Annotated in this window: 16 protein-coding genes and 1 tRNA gene; 10 read left to right on the top strand and 7 right to left on the bottom strand. The window is 73.8% G+C overall.

The window, feature by feature from the left end; all coding sequences use genetic code 11:
• The first annotated feature begins 3 nt into the window (after nucleotides 1–3).
• Genes ACH45N_RS08125 through ACH45N_RS08115 form a run of 3 tightly spaced genes read left to right on the top strand, consistent with a single transcriptional unit; the run spans nucleotide 4 to nucleotide 3,408 of the window.
• Nucleotides 4–1,119, top strand: a complete 1,116-nt coding sequence (locus tag ACH45N_RS08125; protein WP_397392861.1) for a protein phosphatase 2C domain-containing protein — start codon at nucleotides 4–6, stop codon at nucleotides 1,117–1,119.
• Nucleotides 1,120–1,144: 25 nt separating this feature from the next.
• The gene (locus ACH45N_RS08120; protein ID WP_397392859.1) at nucleotides 1,145–2,464 is read left to right on the top strand and encodes a VWA domain-containing protein; all 1,320 of its coding nucleotides are present in this window, start codon (nucleotides 1,145–1,147) and stop codon (nucleotides 2,462–2,464) included.
• The gene (locus tag ACH45N_RS08115; RefSeq protein WP_397392857.1) at nucleotides 2,461–3,408 is read left to right on the top strand and encodes an FHA domain-containing protein; all 948 of its coding nucleotides are present in this window, start codon (nucleotides 2,461–2,463) and stop codon (nucleotides 3,406–3,408) included. The genes ACH45N_RS08120 and ACH45N_RS08115 overlap by 4 nt, the downstream gene beginning before the upstream one ends.
• Before the next feature lie 18 nt (nucleotides 3,409–3,426).
• Here the strand turns inward: ACH45N_RS08115 and ACH45N_RS08110 are convergent, their stop codons facing one another.
• Together ACH45N_RS08110 and ACH45N_RS08105 are read right to left on the bottom strand one after the other, a co-directional pair.
• Complete coding sequence (locus tag ACH45N_RS08110; RefSeq protein WP_397392855.1) at nucleotides 3,427–4,668, bottom strand: MFS transporter; 1,242 nt, start codon at nucleotides 4,666–4,668, stop codon at nucleotides 3,427–3,429.
• Nucleotides 4,665–5,294, bottom strand: a complete 630-nt coding sequence (locus tag ACH45N_RS08105) for an ArsR/SmtB family transcription factor (protein ID WP_397392853.1) — start codon at nucleotides 5,292–5,294, stop codon at nucleotides 4,665–4,667. Before ACH45N_RS08105 ends, ACH45N_RS08110 begins: the two co-directional genes overlap by 4 nt.
• A gap of 208 nt (nucleotides 5,295–5,502) precedes the next feature.
• On the opposite strand from ACH45N_RS08105, the gene ACH45N_RS08100 reads away from it, so the two are divergent.
• The 4 genes from ACH45N_RS08100 to ACH45N_RS08085 all read left to right on the top strand — a co-directional run bounded on the left by ACH45N_RS08100 (nucleotide 5,503) and on the right by ACH45N_RS08085 (nucleotide 7,412).
• Nucleotides 5,503–5,679, top strand: a complete 177-nt coding sequence (locus ACH45N_RS08100; RefSeq protein ID WP_397392851.1) for a hypothetical protein — start codon at nucleotides 5,503–5,505, stop codon at nucleotides 5,677–5,679.
• A gap of 300 nt (nucleotides 5,680–5,979) precedes the next feature.
• A complete protein-coding gene (locus ACH45N_RS08095; protein ID WP_397392849.1) occupies nucleotides 5,980–6,129 on the top strand; it encodes a hypothetical protein in 150 nt (49 codons plus the stop codon).
• Nucleotides 6,130–6,628: 499 nt separating this feature from the next.
• Complete coding sequence (gene orn, locus ACH45N_RS08090) at nucleotides 6,629–7,264, top strand: oligoribonuclease (RefSeq protein ID WP_397392847.1); 636 nt, start codon at nucleotides 6,629–6,631, stop codon at nucleotides 7,262–7,264.
• Nucleotides 7,265–7,336: 72 nt separating this feature from the next.
• Nucleotides 7,337–7,412, top strand: a tRNA-His gene (locus tag ACH45N_RS08085).
• Between the two features lie 114 nt (nucleotides 7,413–7,526).
• On the opposite strand, the gene ACH45N_RS08080 is transcribed toward ACH45N_RS08085, so the two are convergent.
• Together ACH45N_RS08080 and ACH45N_RS08075 are read right to left on the bottom strand one after the other, a co-directional pair.
• A complete protein-coding gene (locus ACH45N_RS08080; protein ID WP_397392845.1) occupies nucleotides 7,527–8,423 on the bottom strand; it encodes a RimK family alpha-L-glutamate ligase in 897 nt (298 codons plus the stop codon).
• A gap of 49 nt (nucleotides 8,424–8,472) precedes the next feature.
• On the bottom strand, nucleotides 8,473–9,552 hold the full coding sequence (locus ACH45N_RS08075; protein ID WP_397392843.1) for an ABC transporter ATP-binding protein: 1,080 nt from the start codon (nucleotides 9,550–9,552) through the stop codon (nucleotides 8,473–8,475).
• Between the two features lie 42 nt (nucleotides 9,553–9,594).
• Between ACH45N_RS08075 and ACH45N_RS08070 the strand changes: the two genes are divergently transcribed.
• From ACH45N_RS08070 to ACH45N_RS08060, 3 genes are all read left to right on the top strand, one after another.
• The gene (locus tag ACH45N_RS08070; RefSeq protein WP_397392841.1) at nucleotides 9,595–10,254 is read left to right on the top strand and encodes an ABC transporter permease; all 660 of its coding nucleotides are present in this window, start codon (nucleotides 9,595–9,597) and stop codon (nucleotides 10,252–10,254) included.
• Nucleotides 10,251–10,934, top strand: a complete 684-nt coding sequence (locus tag ACH45N_RS08065; protein ID WP_397392839.1) for an ABC transporter permease — start codon at nucleotides 10,251–10,253, stop codon at nucleotides 10,932–10,934. The genes ACH45N_RS08070 and ACH45N_RS08065 overlap by 4 nt, the downstream gene beginning before the upstream one ends.
• A 158-nt stretch (nucleotides 10,935–11,092) precedes the next feature.
• Complete coding sequence (locus ACH45N_RS08060; RefSeq protein ID WP_397392837.1) at nucleotides 11,093–12,124, top strand: glycine betaine ABC transporter substrate-binding protein; 1,032 nt, start codon at nucleotides 11,093–11,095, stop codon at nucleotides 12,122–12,124.
• A gap of 196 nt (nucleotides 12,125–12,320) precedes the next feature.
• On the opposite strand, the gene ACH45N_RS08055 is transcribed toward ACH45N_RS08060, so the two are convergent.
• From ACH45N_RS08055 to ACH45N_RS08045, 3 genes are all read right to left on the bottom strand, one after another.
• Nucleotides 12,321–13,967 carry a dihydrolipoyl dehydrogenase family protein gene (locus ACH45N_RS08055; protein ID WP_397392835.1) on the bottom strand — a complete coding sequence of 549 codons (1,647 nt, stop codon included), beginning with the start codon at nucleotides 13,965–13,967 and terminating at the stop codon, nucleotides 12,321–12,323.
• A gap of 33 nt (nucleotides 13,968–14,000) precedes the next feature.
• A complete protein-coding gene (locus ACH45N_RS08050) occupies nucleotides 14,001–15,758 on the bottom strand; it encodes a TetR family transcriptional regulator (protein WP_397392833.1) in 1,758 nt (585 codons plus the stop codon).
• 180 nt (nucleotides 15,759–15,938) lie between these two features.
• The gene (locus tag ACH45N_RS08045; protein ID WP_397392831.1) at nucleotides 15,939–18,356 is read right to left on the bottom strand and encodes a Tex family protein; all 2,418 of its coding nucleotides are present in this window, start codon (nucleotides 18,354–18,356) and stop codon (nucleotides 15,939–15,941) included.
• Nucleotides 18,357–18,417 lie beyond the last annotated feature (61 nt).

Below are 18,417 nucleotides of genomic sequence, written 5' to 3'. Positions count from 1 at the left end.
GACATGAGCGCCGAAGACAGTGTCCTCGTCCGTTGCCCGAGCTGCGGGGAGAGCGCGGCGCCGCGCGCCCGGTTCTGCGAGAACTGCGGTACCTCGCTCGCCGCCGTCGCCGACGACCCGTCCCTGCCGTCCGAGGTGACCCTGGACGTGGCCCCCACCGTGCTGGACCTCGACCCGGCGACGGGCGAGGCCGGGCGGCGCAAGTGCGCGGCCTGCGGTGGCGTCATCGCCGACGACGGCTACTGCACCGACTGCGGCACCCCCGGCCAGTCCGAGCGCGACCACTTCGAGGAGCGCCCGGCCGCCTGGGTGGCCGGCGTCTGCGACCGGGGCATCCGGCACGCCCGCAACGAGGACGCGATGGCGCTCGCCGCGAGCAGCGCGTTCGCCGCGCTCGTGGTGTGCGACGGCGTCTCCAGCGCCCCGGACTCCGACGTCGCCTCGCTCGCCGCGAGCCGCGCCGCCCGGGACGTGCTCGTGGCCTACGGGCCCGAGGGGTCCAGCTCGGTCGCGGGCGCCACCAGCCGGCGCATCGCCGGCTGGACCGACGCCATGGTCGCCGCGTCGCGCGCGGCCGGCCAGGCGGTGCGCGGCGCGGCGGAGCAGCTCGCCGCGACCAAGGGCACCGACGTGGCGGACGACCCGCCGTCGTGCACCTTCGTGGCCGCCGTCGTGGACCACGACCTGATCGTCGCCGGGTGGCTGGGCGACTCGCGCGTGTACTGGCTGCCGGACGAGGGGCCGGCCGAGCAGCTCAGCGTCGACGACTCGTGGGCGCAGGAGATGATCGCGGCGGGCGTGCCGCGCGCCCAGGCGGAGACGTCGCCCCAGGCGCACGCCATCACGCGCTGGCTCGGCCCCGACGCCGCCGACACCGACGCGCGCTGTGCCGCGACCGTCCCGTCCGGGCCCGGCTGGCTGCTGGTCTGCTCGGACGGCCTGTGGAACTACTGCTCCGACGCGCACCAGATGGGCGAGCTCGTGCGCAGGTTCGCCGGCTGCGGCGAGCCCCACGCCGCCGCGTCGGCGCTCGTCCGCTGGGCCAACGCCCAGGGTGGACGGGACAACATCACCGCCGCGCTCGCCCGGATCGCCCCGACTGTCACCGAGCAGCGCTAGCCTGCCGTAACCGAGAGGAGCCACCGTGGCCGAGTTCTCCGCCGAGGTCTTCCAGAACGAGTTCCTGTCCGACGGCGGCACCGACGTGCACGCCATCGTGTCCGTGACCTGCACCGGCGCGGGCACGGCCGGGGCCGTCGGCCCCGCCGCGGGCACGAGCGCCACCACCGACGCCGGCAGCGCGGGACAGGTCGCCGAGATCGTCGCCGTCGACACGTCCGGGTCCATGCAGGGCCGCAACATGGAGGCCGCCAAGCACGCCGCCGCCGTCGCCGTGGACCAGATCCCGGACGGCACGCTGTTCGCGATCATCGGCGGTTCGCACGTGGCCACCCGGATCTTCCCCTACCCCAACGCCCGCGTGCCGATGGTGGCGATGGAGCCCGGTGCCCGCGCCGAGGCCAAGCGCGCCATCTCCACCATGTCGGCCAGCGGCGGCACGGCCATCTCGACGTGGCTGCGGCTCGCGGACGACCTGTTCGCCACGGTCCCGGCGGCGCAGAAGCACCTGATCCTGCTGACCGACGGCAAGAACGAGTCCGAGCCGTCGATGCACCTGGACCGGATGATCGAGGACGTCACGGGGCACTTCCAGTGCGACGCCCGCGGCGTGGGCGACCGCTGGGTGGTGGGGGAGCTGCGCAAGATCTCGACGGCGCTGCTCGGCACCGTCGACCTCATCGCGCGGCCGGAGGACATCGCCGAGGACTTCGCGGCCCTGGTGCGCAAGTCCATGGCGCGCGGCGTCTCCGCGGTGGACCTGCGGGTGTGGGCGCCGCAGGGGTCGCAGGTCCTGTTCGTCAAGCAGGTGGCCCCCGAGGTGGACGACCTGACGGGCCGCCGCACCGAGGTGAACCCGCTGACCAGCGGCTACCCCACCGGCGCCTGGGCCGACGAGACCCGCGACTACCACGTGGCCGTGCGGGTGGCGGCCAAGCCCGTGGGCTCGGAGCAGCTCGCGGCGCGGGTCCAGGTCGCGGTGGGCGGCGAGGTGCAGGCGTCGGGCCTGGTCAAGGCCAAGTGGTCGGACGACTCCACGCTCACCGCCCGGATCAGCCCCGAGGTGGCGCACTACACGGGCCAGGCCGAGCTCGCCTCGGCCATCCAGGAGGGCCTGGCGGCCAAGGCCGCGGGCGACGAGGCGACGGCGACCGTGAAGCTCGGCCGCGCCGTGCAGCTCGCCGCCGAGACCGGCAACGACGAGGCCACGTCACGCCTGCGCAAGATCGTGGACGTGGAGAACGAGGAGGAGGGCACCGTGCGGCTCAAGCGGAACACCGCCAAGCTGGACGAGATGGCACTCGACACCGCCTCCACCAAGACCACCCGGGTCCGGCGCGCATGACCGTCGTCTGTCCGGAGGGACACACCAGCCAGTCCACGGACTACTGCGACGTCTGCGGCACGCCGATCCCCGCGGGCGCCGCGTCGTCCGGCGGGTCCGCCGCACCCGCGAGCGCCGCGACCGGCAGCGGCGCGCCCGGTGCGTCGGCCGCACCCGCCGAGACCTCCGCCGGACCCGTGACCTGCCCGAACTGCGGCGACCTGTCCCCCGCCGACTCCCTGTTCTGCGAGAACTGCGGGTACGACTTCACCACCGGGACGCCGGCGCCGCCGCCCCCGCCGACGTCCGGCCTGGACCTCGGCGACCTGGACGCCACGCAGCCCGCGAGCGGTTCCGTCGCGGGGGCCGGTGCGGCGTCCGCGGGCGGTCCGGCCGGGTCGGCGCCCGTGCCGGTGGGTTCGGCGCCGACGCCGGCCGGGACGTCGTCGTCGGCCGGTGTGCCTGCGCCCGCCCCGGCGCCTGCCTCTGCCCCGGTCCCGGCGCCCGGCCCCGCGCCGTCGCCGGACGGCGGCGGGCTCGCCGCGCCGCCCGTCCCGGGCGACGACGCCTGGGTGGCCGAGATCTGGGTGGACCCCGACTGGTACGCGCACGAGCGGCCGGAGGACCCGATGCCGTCCGCGGGCCTGCCCGGCCTCGTCACGCTGCGACAGCGCAGCCTGCTGGTGGGGCGGCCGTCGCGGTCACGCGGCATCCACCCGGACATCGACTGCGGCAGCGACCCCGGGGTGTCCCGGCGGCACTGCCAGCTGACGACGGACGGCCAGCGCTGGTGGGTCGAGGATCTCGGCTCGTCGAACGGGACCTTCGTGGCGGCGGCGGGCGACCCGCTGCCGGACAGCCCGCTGACCCAGGGGGTGCGCCGCGAGATCGAGGAGAACGACCGGATCTTCCTCGGCGCGTGGACCCGGCTGGTGATCCGCAAGGCCCTCCCGGGCGAGGCCTGACCCTGACGTGTCAGACGCTCAGGTCACCCGGGTGACCTGAGCGTCTGACACGTCAGGGTCGGGCGTGCGGCGCAGGCGCAGGGCGACCAGCCCGGCCCCGACCACCACGATCACGTTGGCGAGCACCAGCAGCCGGTAGTCGACGAACGCGAGCAGCCCCGCGCCGAGGGCCGTCACCACGGTGCCCGGCAGGTTGTTGACCAGGTGCCCGGCGGCGGCGACCCGGCCCTGCAGCCGGTCGGGGGTCGCGACCTGGCGCTCGGTGACCCACGCGATGATCGCGGCGGTCACCCCGAACCCGAGGAGCGCCTGGGCCGCGACGGCCGGGACGACCCACTGGAACGCGAAGGGCACGAGGGACACGCCCGCGGCGAGGATGCCGAGCGCGTAGACGCGCGGCCGGCCGTACCGCAGCATGAGGCGCGGCGTGACCGCACCGGCGACGAACCCTGCCACGCCCTGCAGCACGGTCAACGGTCCGAGCCAGGCCGGCGGCAGACCCAGCCCGTCGAGCACCGCGAAGACGACGGCGTTGACGAGGCCGACCGACGCGAACACGATCACGGCGTTCCACGTCATCCCGCCGAGCGGCTGGGTGCCGAACAGGTGCCGGAACCCGGCCGTGGTCGCCGCCAGGTACGACTCGCCGGACTCCCCCTCGAACGGCGACTCCGTGACCCGCACGAGCCCGAGCACGACGGCCGCGCCGACAAAACCGGCGATCGCCACGGCGACCAGCGGCACCACGCCGGCGAACGCGTACACGGCGGCGCCGACCAGCGGCAGGGCCACGCGGAACACCTGGTCGATCATCGAGAGCCGCCCGTTCGCGTGCCCCAGGGCCTCGTTCGGCAGCAGGTCCTTGAGGAGGCCGGACTGGCAGGCGCCCGTCACGTACGCGACCGACGAGTACACCATCGTCGCCGCGAAGACAATCCAGACCTGGTCCGGCCGGGTCACCCAGAACAGCGGCACCAGCCCGAGGGCGCCCACCACATAGGCGACCACGAGCATGCGCCGCCGGGACACCCGGTCCGCGAGATACCCCAGGAACGGGGAGGCGAGCGCGGGCAGGCCCAGCAGGGCGAACGTCAGGCCGCCGAGCGCGGCGCTGCCGGTCAGGTCCGCGACCCACACCGCCATGAGCAGCGTGAGCAGCGAGTCCGCCACGTTGGCGAGCGTCCAGCCCACCACGAGGGTCCGGAAGAGCGGGGTGCGCAGGTACCGGGCGGGGTCGGCCGGCGGTTCGGTGGTGGTCATGCGTCCTCGCCCTCCGGCTCCGGGATCTCGGCCCAGACCGCGCCGAACAGGTGCGCGCGGCGGGCACCCTCCGGGCGCTGGGCGGCGTCCACCGCGCGGCCGCGGAACGGGGCGGTGATCTCCTCCAGCCGCCGGGAGAGGTCGTCCAGCTCGTCGCGCGTCGCCCAGAACTCCTGGGCCGTCTGGGTGCTGGCGTACACCCAGGCCGGGTCGTCCCGGCCGGCGTCGGCGAGCCAGCGCTGCAGGGCGGCGAACTGCTCGGCCAGGAACATGCTGCCGAACGCCTGCGCGGCGGGCCACGCCTCCGGGTCGGCGATGTCCGGGCGCACGCTGAACCCCCTGCCCACTGCCCGCCACGGGCGCTCCTTGCCGTGCGCCTCGGCGCGCTCGACGCGCCCGTACTTCTCGAGCTGGCGCAGGTGGAACGAGCAGCTCGCCACCGACTCGCCCGTGCGCTCTGCGCACTGGGTGGCGGTGAGCTCCACACCGGGACGGAACAGGCCGAGGAGCCGGATGCGCAGCGGGTGCGTCATCGCCTTGATGGCGTCGGTCTGCGAGATGACGGCGTCCTCCGGCGGCGTCGGCCGCGTGAACCCCTGGACCTCTGGCTGCTTCTGCTCGGGCATGCGCCGAGCGTAGAACGCTAAAGAGAACTTGCGCAAGGAATCTTTAGCGAGTTCGCCCGAATAAAGCCGTGCGCCGCACCGCCGACTCCTGGGAGGCTCAAGGCACACCGCGGTGACGTCCGTCCGGTCCCATACCGGGCGGTGGACAGGGTCCGGCCAGACCCTCCTGTCGGGAGACCGGCAATCCAGCGTCACGAAAGGCACTCACGTGCACACCGAGTACGAGCTGGCGCAGGCCCTTCACCGGGAGCGCCTCCAGGACGCCGAGGAACACCGGCGTTCACGCAGGCTCCGCGAGGAGCAGAAGCGACGCCGGGCCGAGGCCCGCGCCGCACACCGCGACCACCGCGCACCGGCACCCGCCCTGCGCGTGCGGTCCGCATGACCCGTACGGCGCCCGCCGGAACGCCACCGGCGACCGGCGCGGCCGACGTCCCCGAAGCAGAGCGTGTGTCCCCCACACGCTCTGCTTCGTTCTTTGTGCGGACATGACCCCCAGAGACGGCTCCGCACGCCGCTGACCTGCGACAGGGTGCTGCACGTCACCCCTGTCCGCCTTGCGCGGCATTTCCGGAATCTGGGATGATGTAACACGACGGAAACACTGAGGAGCACCGACCGCGACCCGGCCGGAGCACGCCCGCTGCGACCGCCACCTCTCCCCACCCCTGGAAGGACCACGGACATGCATGCCCAGACCGCCTACTACATCGGCCGCGCACAGGTCGCCGAGATCGCCCGCCGCGCGGAGGTCGCCGGTGCCCAGGAGCGCGCTCTGCGGGAGCGCCCCGAGCGCCGCACGGCCAAGCGCGCCAAGCGGTTCCGCCTGATCTGACCGGCCGGCCGCTCGCCTGATCCGGCCGGTCGCCCGATCCGCCCGCCGGCCGACCCGTCGGCCGACAGATCCGCCGAGCAACAGCACCCCGACCGCCGTCGGACACCCTGGGCCCTTCCCCGAGCGACCTCGTCGCCTCGCGGAAGGGCCTTCGTGCACCCCGGCCGGCGCCGCATGCCCACGACGTCGGCAGTCTGTATCGACGTCGGCAGTCTGTATCGACGTCGGCAGTCTGTATCGAGGTCGGCACAGGCCTGTGCCGACCTCGATGCCAACTGCCGACCTCGCAGGAATGTGCCGACGTCGAGCAGCACGGCACGGCCCACCCGTCGACGTCGGCCAGCAGACTACCGACGTCGGCCAGCAGACTGCCGACCTCGCGCCCCGGCACGCCCGGCAGGCGCAACGCAGCCCGCGCCCGTGTACCGCGCCCCCGTACCGCACTCCTGTACCGCACCCAGCGGAACACCCCCGGCGCCGGACGGAATAGGCTGGGCCGGTGAGCCTTCCCAACCCCAACGAGCGCATCGTCTGGATCGACTGCGAGATGACCGGCCTCGACCTGCGCGCCGACGCGCTGATCGAGGTCGCCGCGATCGTCACCGACTCCGATCTCAACGTCCTGGGCACCGGTGTCGACGTCCTCGTCAAGCCGCCCGCCGAGGCGCTGGCGCAGATGAACGACTTCGTCCGCACCATGCACACCACGTCCGGCCTGCTCGACGAGCTCGACGAGGGCCTGACCCTGGAGGAGGCCCAGGAGCAGATCCTGGCCTACATCCGCGAGTGGGTGCCCGAGCCGGGCAAGGCTCCGCTGGCCGGCAACTCCGTCGGCACGGACAAGTCGTTCCTCGACCTGCACATGCCCGAGCTGGTGGAGTACCTGCACTACCGGATCATCGACGTCTCCTCGATCAAGGAGCTCTCGCGCCGCTGGTACCCGCGCGTCTACTTCGCCTCCCCCAAGAAGGACGGCGGGCACCGCGCGCTGGCCGACATCCTGGAGTCGATCGACGAGCTGCGCTACTACCGCGAGGTCCTGTTCCCCGCGCAGCCCGGCCCCGACACGGCGACCGCGCGCGCCGCCGCGGCGAGCGTCGCCGAGACGTCCGTCACGAAGCAGCTCGCTCCGTAGATTTGAGTTCGGTTCGTGGCCGCTGACCATGTATGCTTTTCGACGGTCGCCGGTCCACGATCGGCGAGCATGGTGGGCGTAGCTCAGCTGGTAGAGCATCGCGTTGTGGTCGCGAGGGCCGCGGGTTCAAGTCCCGTCGCTCACCCCATGTGCAAAGGGCCCCTCGCTCAGGCGAGGGGCCCTTTCGCGTCGCCGCACGGCCGCCGGTGCCGGACGCCGGCCGGTGCCGCACGGCCGCCGGTGCCCGACGGCGGCGCCGCGCTCAGCCGAGCAGCTTCACCACGGCGTCGGCGAGCTTGCCCTCGACGCCCGTGCCGTACTTCATCCAGAGCGACGGCTCGGTGAGCTCCAGCTCGATGACCATGGGCACGCCGTCGTCGCCCGAGACGAGGTCCACGCGGGCGTAGGTGAGGTCCGAGCCGGTGGCCGCGCGCGCCACGTCGAGCGCCCGGCGGGCCACCTCGATCTGGTCGGGCGTGGCCTCGAACGACGCCATCTCCTCCCGCGCGTACAGCTCGCCCGAGTCCTCGGCCGGCCCGGTGAGCAGCGCGTTCTTCCGGACGGCGTGGGTGAGCTCGCCGTCGATGAACACGAGGCAGGTCTCGCCCGTGGTGTCCACGGAGGTGACGTAGGGCTGGATCATGACCCAGCGGCCGTCGTCGAGCAGGCGGGTGGCGTGCGCGATCGCCTTGCCGCGCGACTGCGCGGACACCGGCTGGTAGCGGCCCGTGTTCTGGGCGCCGGCGCTGACGACGGGCTTGACCACGAAGTCGCCGAACGCGGGCATGCGGGTGTGCACGGCGCGCTTGGACAGGTGCCGCTGCGGGTCGAGCCAGATCGTCGGGATCACGGGGACACCCGCGGCCTCGAGCTCGCGCAGGTACCGCTTGTCCGTGTTCCACTCGATGACGTCGGCGCCGTTGGCCACCTTGGGCAGCGAGCGCGCCCACGCGAGGAACTCGTCGTGGCGGGGCGAGTAGTCCCAGGTGGAGCGGACCAGCACGAGGTCGTAGGCCTGCCAGTCGACCGCCGGGCTGTCCCACACGGCGGGCTCGGCCGTCACGCCGCGCTCGGCGAGCGCGGCGATCAGCGGCACGTCGTCCTTGTCGAGGTCGGGCAGCTGGGAACAGGTCGCAAGGGCTACGCGTGCGTTGGTCACGCCCCGAGACTATCGGGGCCAGATCCCCGGGTCCCGGTCTGGGCGCAGGTCAGGACGCGGCGTCGGTCACAGCGGCGTCCTCGGCGTCCGCAGCCGGACCGGACGCGTCCGGTGCATCCCAGGCCGCGTCCGCCGTCCCCGCCGCCGCGTCCGCCGCCCGGCGCAGCGCGCCGAGGATCCCGTCGGCGGTCAGCGAACCGACCAGCTCGCCCGACTCCCCCACCACGGGCACCCGCCCCATGGCGGACGCCGGCAGCGCGGCGACCGCCTCGAACGCGTCGGTCAGCCGCGCGCCCAGGCGCACGGGCGCGGGGGCCGGCTCGACGATCCGGTCCACACCCTCGAGGTCGGCCGTCTGCACCTCCGCGAGCGAGAGCATGCGCGAGGCCGCGCCGTCGCCGATGAAGTCGCGCACCCGCTCCGACGCAGGGTGGGCCAGCACCGCGAGCGGGCTCGCCACCTGCTCCAGCTTGCCGCCGCGGGACAGGACGGCGATCCGGTCGCCCAGCCGCGCCGCCTCGTCGATGTCGTGCGTCACGAGGATCACCGTGGTGCCGGTCTCCTGCTGGATCCGCTGGAACTCGGTCTGCAGGTGGCGGCGGAACTCCGGGTCGACGGCGCCGAACGGCTCGTCCATCAGCAGCACGGGCGGGTCGGTCGCGAGCGCCCGGGCCACGCCGATGCGCTGGCGCTCACCGCCGGACAGCTCGTGCGGGTACCGCTTCGCGTACGTGGCGGCGGGCAGGCCCACGAGGTCCAGGAGCTCGGCCACGCGGGCCCGGGTACGCCGGCGGTCCCAGCCGAGCAGGCCGGGCACGGTGGCGATGTTGGCCTCGACGGTGCGGTGCGGGAAGAGCCCCACGTTCTGGATCACGTACCCGATGCGGCGGCGCAGGGCGACGGGGTCGGTGGTGGTCACGTCCTCGCCGTCGAGCAGGATGCGGCCCGACGTCGGCTCCACCAGCCGGTTCACCATGCGCAGGGTGGTGGACTTGCCGCAGCCCGAGGGGCCCACCAGCGCGAGCACCTCGTGCTCGTGCACGGAGAGGCTCAGTCCTTCGACGGCGACGGTGCCGCTGCCGAAGGACTTGCGGACGTTGTCCAGCTCGATCACGGTGCGTGAGGCCATGTGCTCGAACCTACCGGGTGAAGAGCACGATAGGTTCTGAACATGCCCGGCAACCCGTGGTTCTCCTGGTCGTACGTGGTCGACAACGCGCCCGTGATCTGGCAGCGCACCGTCGAGCACGCCGGCCTGACGCTCGAGGCCGTCGCGATCTCGGCGGCCATCGCCATCCCGCTCGGCGCGCTGATCTCCCGGTCCCGGTGGCTGGCCGGGCCGGTGCTCGGCACCGCGGCCGTGCTGTACACCGTGCCGTCCCTGGCGCTGTTCGCGATCCTCGCGCCGCTGCTCGGCATCGGCCGCACGCCGGTGCTGGTGGGCCTGGTGGTCTACGCGCTGCTCATCATCCTGCGCAACACCGTGGCCGGGCTGTCCACCGTGGACCCCGCCGTGACGGACGCCGCCCGCGGCCTGGGTTACGGGCCGGGCCGCCTGCTGGTCCAGGTGGCGATGCCGAGCGCCATGCCGAGCATCATCGCCGGGCTGCGGCTGGCCACGGTGTCGACCGTCGCTCTGGTCACCGTGGGTGTCGTGGTGGGGTACGGCGGGCTCGGCCAGCTCATGTTCCAGGGCTTCCGCAACAACTTCTACCGGGCCGAGATCATGACGGCCACGCTCGCGACGATCCTGCTGGCCCTCGTGCTCGACCTCGCCCTCTGGGCCGTCGGCAGAGCCCTGACCCCCTGGCTGCGCGGGAGGACCGCATGAGCGCCCCCACCGGCGTCGTCCAGGAGGCGATCGTCTGGCTCAACGACCCCCTGACCTGGACCGAGCCGGGCGGCATCCTGGAGCTCGCGGGCGAGCACCTGGTCATGACGGCGATCGCCGTGGCCATCGCCGCCGCCGTCGCCATCCCGGCCGGCGCCTGGCTGGGCCACAGCGGCCGGGGCGCGGGCACCGTCGTCTGGCTGACCAACGCCTCGCGGGCGCTGCCGACCCTCGGCATCATCCTGCTGCTCGCCGCCGGCGGCCTGTTCGGCAACACCGCCACCGTCATCGCCGCCGCCTTCTTCGCGGTGCCGGTGCTGCTGGTCAACACCTACGAGGGCGTGCGCGGCGCCGACCCCGACGCCAAGGACGCCGCCCGCGGGATGGGCATGAGCAACGGGCGCATCCTGATGCAGGTCGAGCTGCCACTGGCCACCACACTGGTCGCCGCGGGCCTGCGCGTCACGATCGTGCAGGTCGTGGCCACCATCCCGCTCGCAGCCCTCGCCGGCGGCGGTGGCCTGGGGCAGATCATCGCGCTCGGCATGGGCACGCAGCGCTACGGCGAGGTGCTCGCGGGCGGCGTGGTGGTCGCCGGGCTCTGCCTGCTCATCGACGCCGTGCTCGCCGTCGGGCAGCGCCTCGCCACCCCGGCCCCGCTCCGGATCCGCGCCACCTGACGGCGCCTCCCCGGGAATAACTCCCCGGGGTGCCCGACCAAATGTAACGACATTCTCACGAGGGGGTTTATCCCTTGCCATCGACCGCGGACCGAGGTCGAATGGGACGGATCGAAGCCGTAGAACAGTTGTACGCCACCCACATTCGGAGACATTCGATGAAGCTCCCCCGTACGCATCTGTCCTTGCCGCGCGCGCTCGGCGCCGCAGCCGCCGTCGTCTCCCTCGCGTTCCTGACCGCCTGTGGCGCACCGGGTTCCTCCGGCGGAGGTGGCGGCAGCACCTCGACCGGCGGCAGCAGCCTCGCCGCGTGCGAGGCCGTCCCGGGCGACGAGCTGGTGGTGCTCGAGGACGACCAGCAGCTCCAGACCGTCGACAACATCATCCCGGCGATCAACGCGGCGGCCGTGGAGGGCGACGACACGCTCATCCCGCTGCTCGACAGCGTGTCCGCCGCGCTCGACACCGACACCCTCATCGGCCTGAACAAGGCCGTCGACGTCGACCGCCGCACCTCGAAGGAGGTCGCCGAGGAGTTCGTGGCCGACGCCGGCCTGGACGCCCCCGAGCAGAGCGGCAGCGGCAAGATCGTCGTCGGTGCCGCCGACTTCGCCGAGAGCGCCACGCTCGGCACCATCTACGCGACGGTGCTGAACGCCGCCGGGTACGACGCCGAGGTGACCACCATCGGCAACCGTGAGGCCTACCTCCCCGCGCTGGAGGACGGCAAGCAGGTCCAGGTGATCCCCGAGTACGTGGGCACCCTGACGGAGTTCATCAACAAGGACGTCAACGGGGCCGACGCCGAGCCGGTCGCGAGCAGCGACCTCGACGCGACCGTCGAGGGACTCACCGGGCTGGGCGAGGAGGTGGGCCTCGTGTTCGGCGAGCCCTCCCCCGCGCAGGACCAGAACGCCTTCGCCGTGACCAAGGCCTTCGCGGACGAGCACGGCCTGGCCACGCTCAGCGACCTCGCCGAGGCCTGCGGCGGCCTGGTGCTCGGCGGCCCGCCGGAGTGCACGGAGCGCCCGTTCTGCCAGCCGGGTCTCGAGGAGACGTACGGCCTGGAGTTCGCGGAGTTCCGCTCGCTCGACGCCGGCGGCCCGCTGACCAAGTCGGCCCTGCAGCAGGGCGAGGTCACCCTCGGCCTGGTCTTCAGCTCGGACGGCTCGCTCACCCCGACGAGCTGACCCACCGCTGAACCAACCCGGCGGCCCCGCGTGGGCCGCCGGGACGCTCTGCCGCGCGGGCCCGCTGCCGCCGCGGGCACCGCGGACTCACCTTTGAGGCCCGGGTTTCTTCGCTTTGGACAGCTCCACAGCGAAGAAACCCGGGCCTCAAAGGTGAGTGGGACGAGCCCGATATGGCCCGGGGGGCCGAGACGGCTCAGAGGCCGTAGGACTCCAGGAAGCGGAGCCACACCTCGCTGACCGTCGGGTACGCGGGCACCGCGTGCCACAGCCGGTCCAGCGGCACCTCGCCGACGACGGCGATCGTCGCGGCGTGCAGCATCTCGCCGGCGTCCGGCCCCACGAACGTGGCGCCCACCAGGACCCGGCGCTGCGTGTCGACCAGCACCTGGGCCCGGCCGGTGTAGTTCGGGCCGTCGACGCTCGCGCCGGACACCCAGGACAGGTCGTACGACACGGCCTCGACCGGGATCCCGGCGGCCCGCGCCTCGCGCTCCGTCGGCCCCACCCAGCTCACCTGCGGGTGGGTGAACACCACCTGGACGCGCGCGCCGTGGTCGGCGGTCGCGGCGTACCGCGACCACGGCTTGCCCTCCTGCCCGACGGCGGGCTCCGGGTCACCGCTCGTCGGGGACCGGTCGCCGGCCTCCGTGCCGTACCGCGCGGCGACCACGTCGCCGACGATGCGGCCCTCGTACTTGCCCTGGTGCGTGGTCGGCGCCCGCCCCGTCACGTCGCCGCACGCGTACAGCCAGCCGCCGGGCACGCCGACCACCTCGAGCGACTCGTTGACGACGAGCGCCCCCGCGCGGCCGAGGCTCGACGCGTCCAGGCCCACGCTCTCGACGTTCAGGTCGGTCGTGCGCGGCACGCGCCCCGTCGCGACCAGGATCTCGGCGGCGGTGATCGTCCCGCCGTCGGACAGGGTGACGGTGACCGGGCCGGCGGGCTCGTTGTCACTGCCGGTGCCCGGCCGCTCGACCGAGGCGACCCCGACGCCGGTGCGGACGTCGACGCCGATCGCACGCAGCGACTCGCCGACCATCTCGCCCGCGAACGGCTCCGCGTTCGACAGCAGGCCGCCCCGGGCCAGCAGCGTCACCCGCGCGCCGAGGTCCGAGTACGCGTTCGCCATCTCGACGCCCACCACCCCGCCGCCGATCACGACCAGCGACTCGGGGATCGACTCGGCGCCTGTCGCCTCCCGGCTCGACCACGGCGCAGCCGCCGCCAGGCCGGGGGTGTCGGGCAGCACGGGCACGCTGCCGGTCGCGGCGATCACGGCGTGCCGGGCCCGCAGCAGCCGCGTCACCGGGGCGTCGCCCGTCTCGGCCTCCGCGAGGCCGCCGCCGGCGTCCTCGTCGTCGCCGTCGGAGCCGGCCCCGGAGTCGGCGCCCGCGCCGGCCGCCGAGGAGGCGCCGGCGGCGTCAGCGGGCGGCAGCGTGACCTCCACCAGCTTCTCGCCCGCCAGGCGGCCGTGCCCGCGCACGAGCGTCATGCCGGCACCCTCGACCCACGAGACCTGCCCGGAGTCGTCCCAGTCGTAGGTGATCTCGTTGCGCCGGGCCAGCACGGCGGCGACGTCGGGCGCCCCCGGGTCGGCCAGGCCGGGCGTGTCGCGCGCCAGGGCGCGCACGGTGCCCGCGCGCAGCAGCACCTTGGACGGCATGCAGGCCCAGTACGAGCACTCACCCCCCACGAGCTCGGACTCGACCAGGGCGACGGACAGACCGGTGCGGGAGGCGCGGTCCGCCGCGTTCTCGCCCACAGGCCCACCACCGATCACGATGACGTCGTAGGTCTCGTCCGCCTGCTCGCCGGGTGTCTCGGGTGCGTTGTTCATGTCGTCATCCTGGACCGAACCCGCACCACCGGTCTATCGGACGGGGTCGGACGGCGCCGGCGTGTCCCGCACCAGCACGACGGCGGCGGAGAGCTTCTGGCCGAAGACGTCGAGGGCGTCGGCCGCGAGGTCCAGCACCAGCGCGTCCAGGTGTGCCGCGCCCGCCGGGCCGTCCAGGTCGCCCATGTGGCCGTAGACGGTCAGCGTGAGCAGGCCCCAGAGCCGCGCGGAGCACAGGTTCATCGCGTGCAGCAGCCCGAGCGGCACGTCGGGCGGGAAACCCGGGATCCCGCGCATCGCGTCGCGCGCGGCCCGCAGGTGGGGCACGAGCGCGGGCAGGAGCTCGTCGTCGGGGAGCACGCGGCAGCCCGCCCGCCACCACGCCAGGGCGATGGGCGCGAACACCGCACCCACCCGGTCCAGGGCCATCAGGGGCGCGTGGCGGGGCTCCCCGGGCGTGTCGTCGCCCGGGAGGGAGATCCGCAGCCGCCCCGACATCAGCAGGTCGTACTCGTTGCGGTGCGCCAGGCACCAGCGGAACAGTGCGTCGATCACGGCGTGGCACTGCGCACTCGGGTCGTCCGCGGGCTGCCGCGCCCGGGCCGCCCCCACAGACGCCAGGAGCTCGTCGACGACGTCCTGGTGGGTGGCGTGCAGTAGGCCGGGGCGACCGTCGAAGTACCGGTACAGGCCGGGCGCCGCGATCCCGACGTCCTTCGCGACGGCCTGCATCGTGACGCCGTCCGGACCGTGCTCGTCCAGCAGGCGGCGCGCCGAGCGCAGCGCCTGCGCCACCAGCTCGCGGCGCAGGCGGGCCCGGCGGCCCGTGCCGCCCTGTGCCGACGTGCCCGCCTCGTCGGCCGGGTGGGCTCCGGCAGGGAGCGCCTCGGGTGCGGCAGTCCCGTCGGCGGGCCCGCTCCCGGAGGCGGGCTCGGCGGGCCTGCTCCCGGAGGCGGGCTCGCCCGGCCCGCTCTCGGACCCGAGCTCGGCCGGCCCGCTCTCGGACCCGGGCACGAAGACCGGCTCCAGGACGGCGGCAGGGCTGGGCGCCAGGCCGAAGAGCGCGAGGTTCCGGGCGTTCAGGTCGTCGAGCAGCGCCGTGACGTAGTCGCGCCGGACCGGCCCGTCGGGCTCGGTGACGTGCCCGTACGCCGTCATGCACAGCAGGCCGAAGGTGCGCTGCCACGCGACGCGGACGGCGGCGACCAGACCCAGCGGCACGTCCCGGGGCGCGTCCGGGAACACGGCGAGCAGCGCGTCACGGCGGGCGGCCAGGTCCGCCGCCAGCTCCGGGACGACCGGCTCGTCGAACCAGACGGCGCCGTCCGCCCACTGGGCGACAACCGGCGGGAACGCGAGCGCCGCCACCTCGTAGAACGTGCCGCCGCCGAACTCCCCGCCGACCGGCGCGCCGTCCTCGACGAGGCGCAGGCCGGCGCCGAGCAGCAGGTCGAGCTCGTGGGGGTGCGCCACGCTCCACGCGAACATCGCGTTCGTCAGCGCCTGCACCTGGGCGGCGCGGTCACCGGCCGGTTGCCGGGCGATCGCCGCGCGGACGTGCGCGACCAGCTCGTCGAGCACGTCCCGGTACGCCACCCGGAGCAGGTCGGCGCGGCTCGGGAAGTACCGGTAGAGGCCGGGCCCCGCGATGCCGATCTCCCGGCTGACCGCCAGCATCGTCACGCTCTCGAGCCCGCCGTCGGCGAGCAGCCGCCGCGCCACGACGATCGAGCTGCTCAGCAGCTCCTGCCGTCGACGTCGCCGGGGCGTGGTCTCTGCGGTGCTGCTCACGGGGCGTACTTGGTCTCCGATGGTGCCGACGATGTGGCACCCAGTCTCCCACGCCGAGACCTCCCCAGGCATCACCTGGTAGCCGAACGTAGGGTTGGTCGCTGCATCACGCCTCTTGCTGCGACCAACCCTACGTTGGACTCCTCACTCAGGCCGCGAGCGCAGCTCGCGGCGGGAATGTCAGGCCAGGCCCGCTCGGCGCAGGGCGTCCGCCATCGCGGTGTCCGCCGGGGCCGGGCGGCCGCGGCCACCCTGTCCGCCTTGTCCGCCCTGCCCGCGCTGTCCCTGGCCACGGCCCTGACCGCCCCGGCCGCGGCCCTCGCCGCCGCCCGGACGTCCGCCGCGCTGGCCGTCGCGGCCGTCGCCCTGACCGCCGGCCCCGCCGGAGCGGCCGCCGCCGGAGGTACGGCCGCCGGGGGCCGCACCGACCTCGTCGTCCAGGCGCAGGGTCAGCGAGACCCGCTTGCGCTGCAGGTCGACGTCCATGACCTTCACCTTGACGATGTCGCCTGACTTCACGACCTCACGCGGGTCGCTGACGAAGTTCTTGGACATGGCCGAGACGTGCACGAGCCCGTCCTGGTGCACGCCGACGTCGACGAACGCGCCGAACGCCGCGACGTTGGTGACCTGGCCCTCCAGCACCATGCCGGGCACCAGGTCGCCCAGCGTCTCGACGCCGTCGGCGAAGGACGCCGTCGTGAACGCGGGGCGCGGGTCGCGGCCCGGCTTCTCCAGCTCCGCGAAGATGTCGGTGACGGTCGGCAGACCGAACGTCTCGTCCACGAACTGCGTCGGCTTGAGCGTGCGCAGGGCGCCGCCGTTGCCGATCAGGGCCTGCACGTCCGCGCCCGACGCCGTCACGATGCGCCGCGCCAGCGGGTACGCCTCGGGGTGCACCGACGACGCGTCCAGCGGCTCGTCGCCGCCCGAGACCTTGAGGAAGCCCGCGCACTGCTCGAACGCCTTGGGGCCGAGGCGCGGCACGTTCTTGAGCGCGGCGCGCGACGTGTACGGGCCGTTGGCGTCCCGGTGCGCCACGATGTTCTCGGCGAGCGTCGAGGTGATGCCCGAGACCCGCGAGAGCAGCGGCACCGACGCGGTGTTCAGGTCCACGCCGACGCCGTTCACGCAGTCCTCCACCACGGCGTCCAGCGACCGCGAGAGCTTGGTCTCGGTGATGTCGTGCTGGTACTGGCCCACGCCGATCGACTTGGGGTCGATCTTCACGAGCTCGGCGAGCGGGTCCTGCAGGCGGCGCGCGATCGAGACGGCGCCCCGGATGGACACGTCGAGGTCGGGCAGCTCCGCGCTCGCGTAGGCGGACGCCGAGTACACGGACGCACCCGCCTCGGACACGACCGCCTTGGTCAGGCCGAGCTCGGGAACCTTCTTCATGAGGTCGGCGGCCAGCCGCTCGGTCTCGCGCGAGGCCGTGCCGTTGCCGATCGCGACCAGGTCCACCTTGTGCTTCTGGGCGAGCCGGGCCAGGACGGCCAGCGACTCGTCCCAGCGGTTGGCGGGCTGGTGCGGGTAGATCGTCGCGTGCTCCACGACCTTGCCCGTGGCGTCCACGACGGCGACCTTGACGCCGGTGCGCAGGCCCGGGTCGAGACCCATCGTGGCCCGCGTGCCGGCGGGCGCCGCGAGCAGGAGGTCGCGCAGGTTGGCGGCGAACACGCGCACGGCCTCGTCCTCCGCCTCGGAGCGCAGCCGCAGCCGCACGTCGATGCCGAGGTGCACCAGGATCTTGGTGCGCCAGGCCCAGCGGACGGTGTCGCCGAGCCAGCGGTCGGCCGGGCGGCCCTGGTTGGTGATGCCGAACTGGTGGGCGATCGTGGCCTCGTACGACGTCGGCACGCCGGGCTCGATGCCCTCCTCCGGCTCGATCGTCAGGTCCAGCACGTCCTCCTTCTCGCCCCGGAAGAGGGCGAGCACGCGGTGGGACGGCAGGCTGGACAGGGCCTCGGCGAACTCGAAGTAGTCCGAGAACTTCGCGCCCTTGTCCTGCGCCCCGTCGCGGACGGCGGACAGCATGCGTCCGCGCTTCCACAACCGCTCGCGCAGGGTGCCGATCAGGTCGGCGTCCTCCCCCATGCGCTCCACGAGGATCGCCCGGGCGCCGTCGAGCGCGGCGGCCGGGTCGGCGACGCCCTTGTCGGCGTCGACGTACGGGCCGGCGGCCTCCGTCGGGTCGAGCGACGGGTCGCCGAGCAGTGCCTCGGCGAGCGGCTCCAGCCCGGCCTCGCGCGCGATCTGCGCCTTGGTGCGCCGCTTGGGCTTGTACGGGAGGTAGATGTCCTCCAGACGCGACTTGGTCTCCGCCGCCAGGATCTGGGCCCGCAGCTCGTCCGTGAGCTTGCCCTGCTCCTGCACCGACGCCAGGATCGCCGCGCGCCGCTCCTCGAGCTCGCGCAGGTACCGCAGCCGCTCCTCGAGGGTGCGCAGCTGCGCGTCGTCGAGGGTGCCCGTCACCTCCTTGCGGTACCGGGCGATGAACGGCACGGTCGCGCCGCCGTCGAGCAGGTCGACCGCCGCGGTCACCTGCCCCTCACGAACGCCCAGCTCCTCGGCGATGCGCTGGTTGATGCTTGCCAACGTCCACTACCTCACTTCAGGGGTCGAACCCACCGGGATGGTCGGGACAGATTGTGCCCGC

The organism is Promicromonospora sp. NPDC019610 (assembly GCF_044389365.1).
Taxonomy (GTDB): Bacteria; Actinomycetota; Actinomycetes; order Actinomycetales; family Cellulomonadaceae; genus Promicromonospora.
Note: the sequence above shows the minus strand (reverse complement) of the source record. Positions and strands in the feature narration are given on the sequence as shown.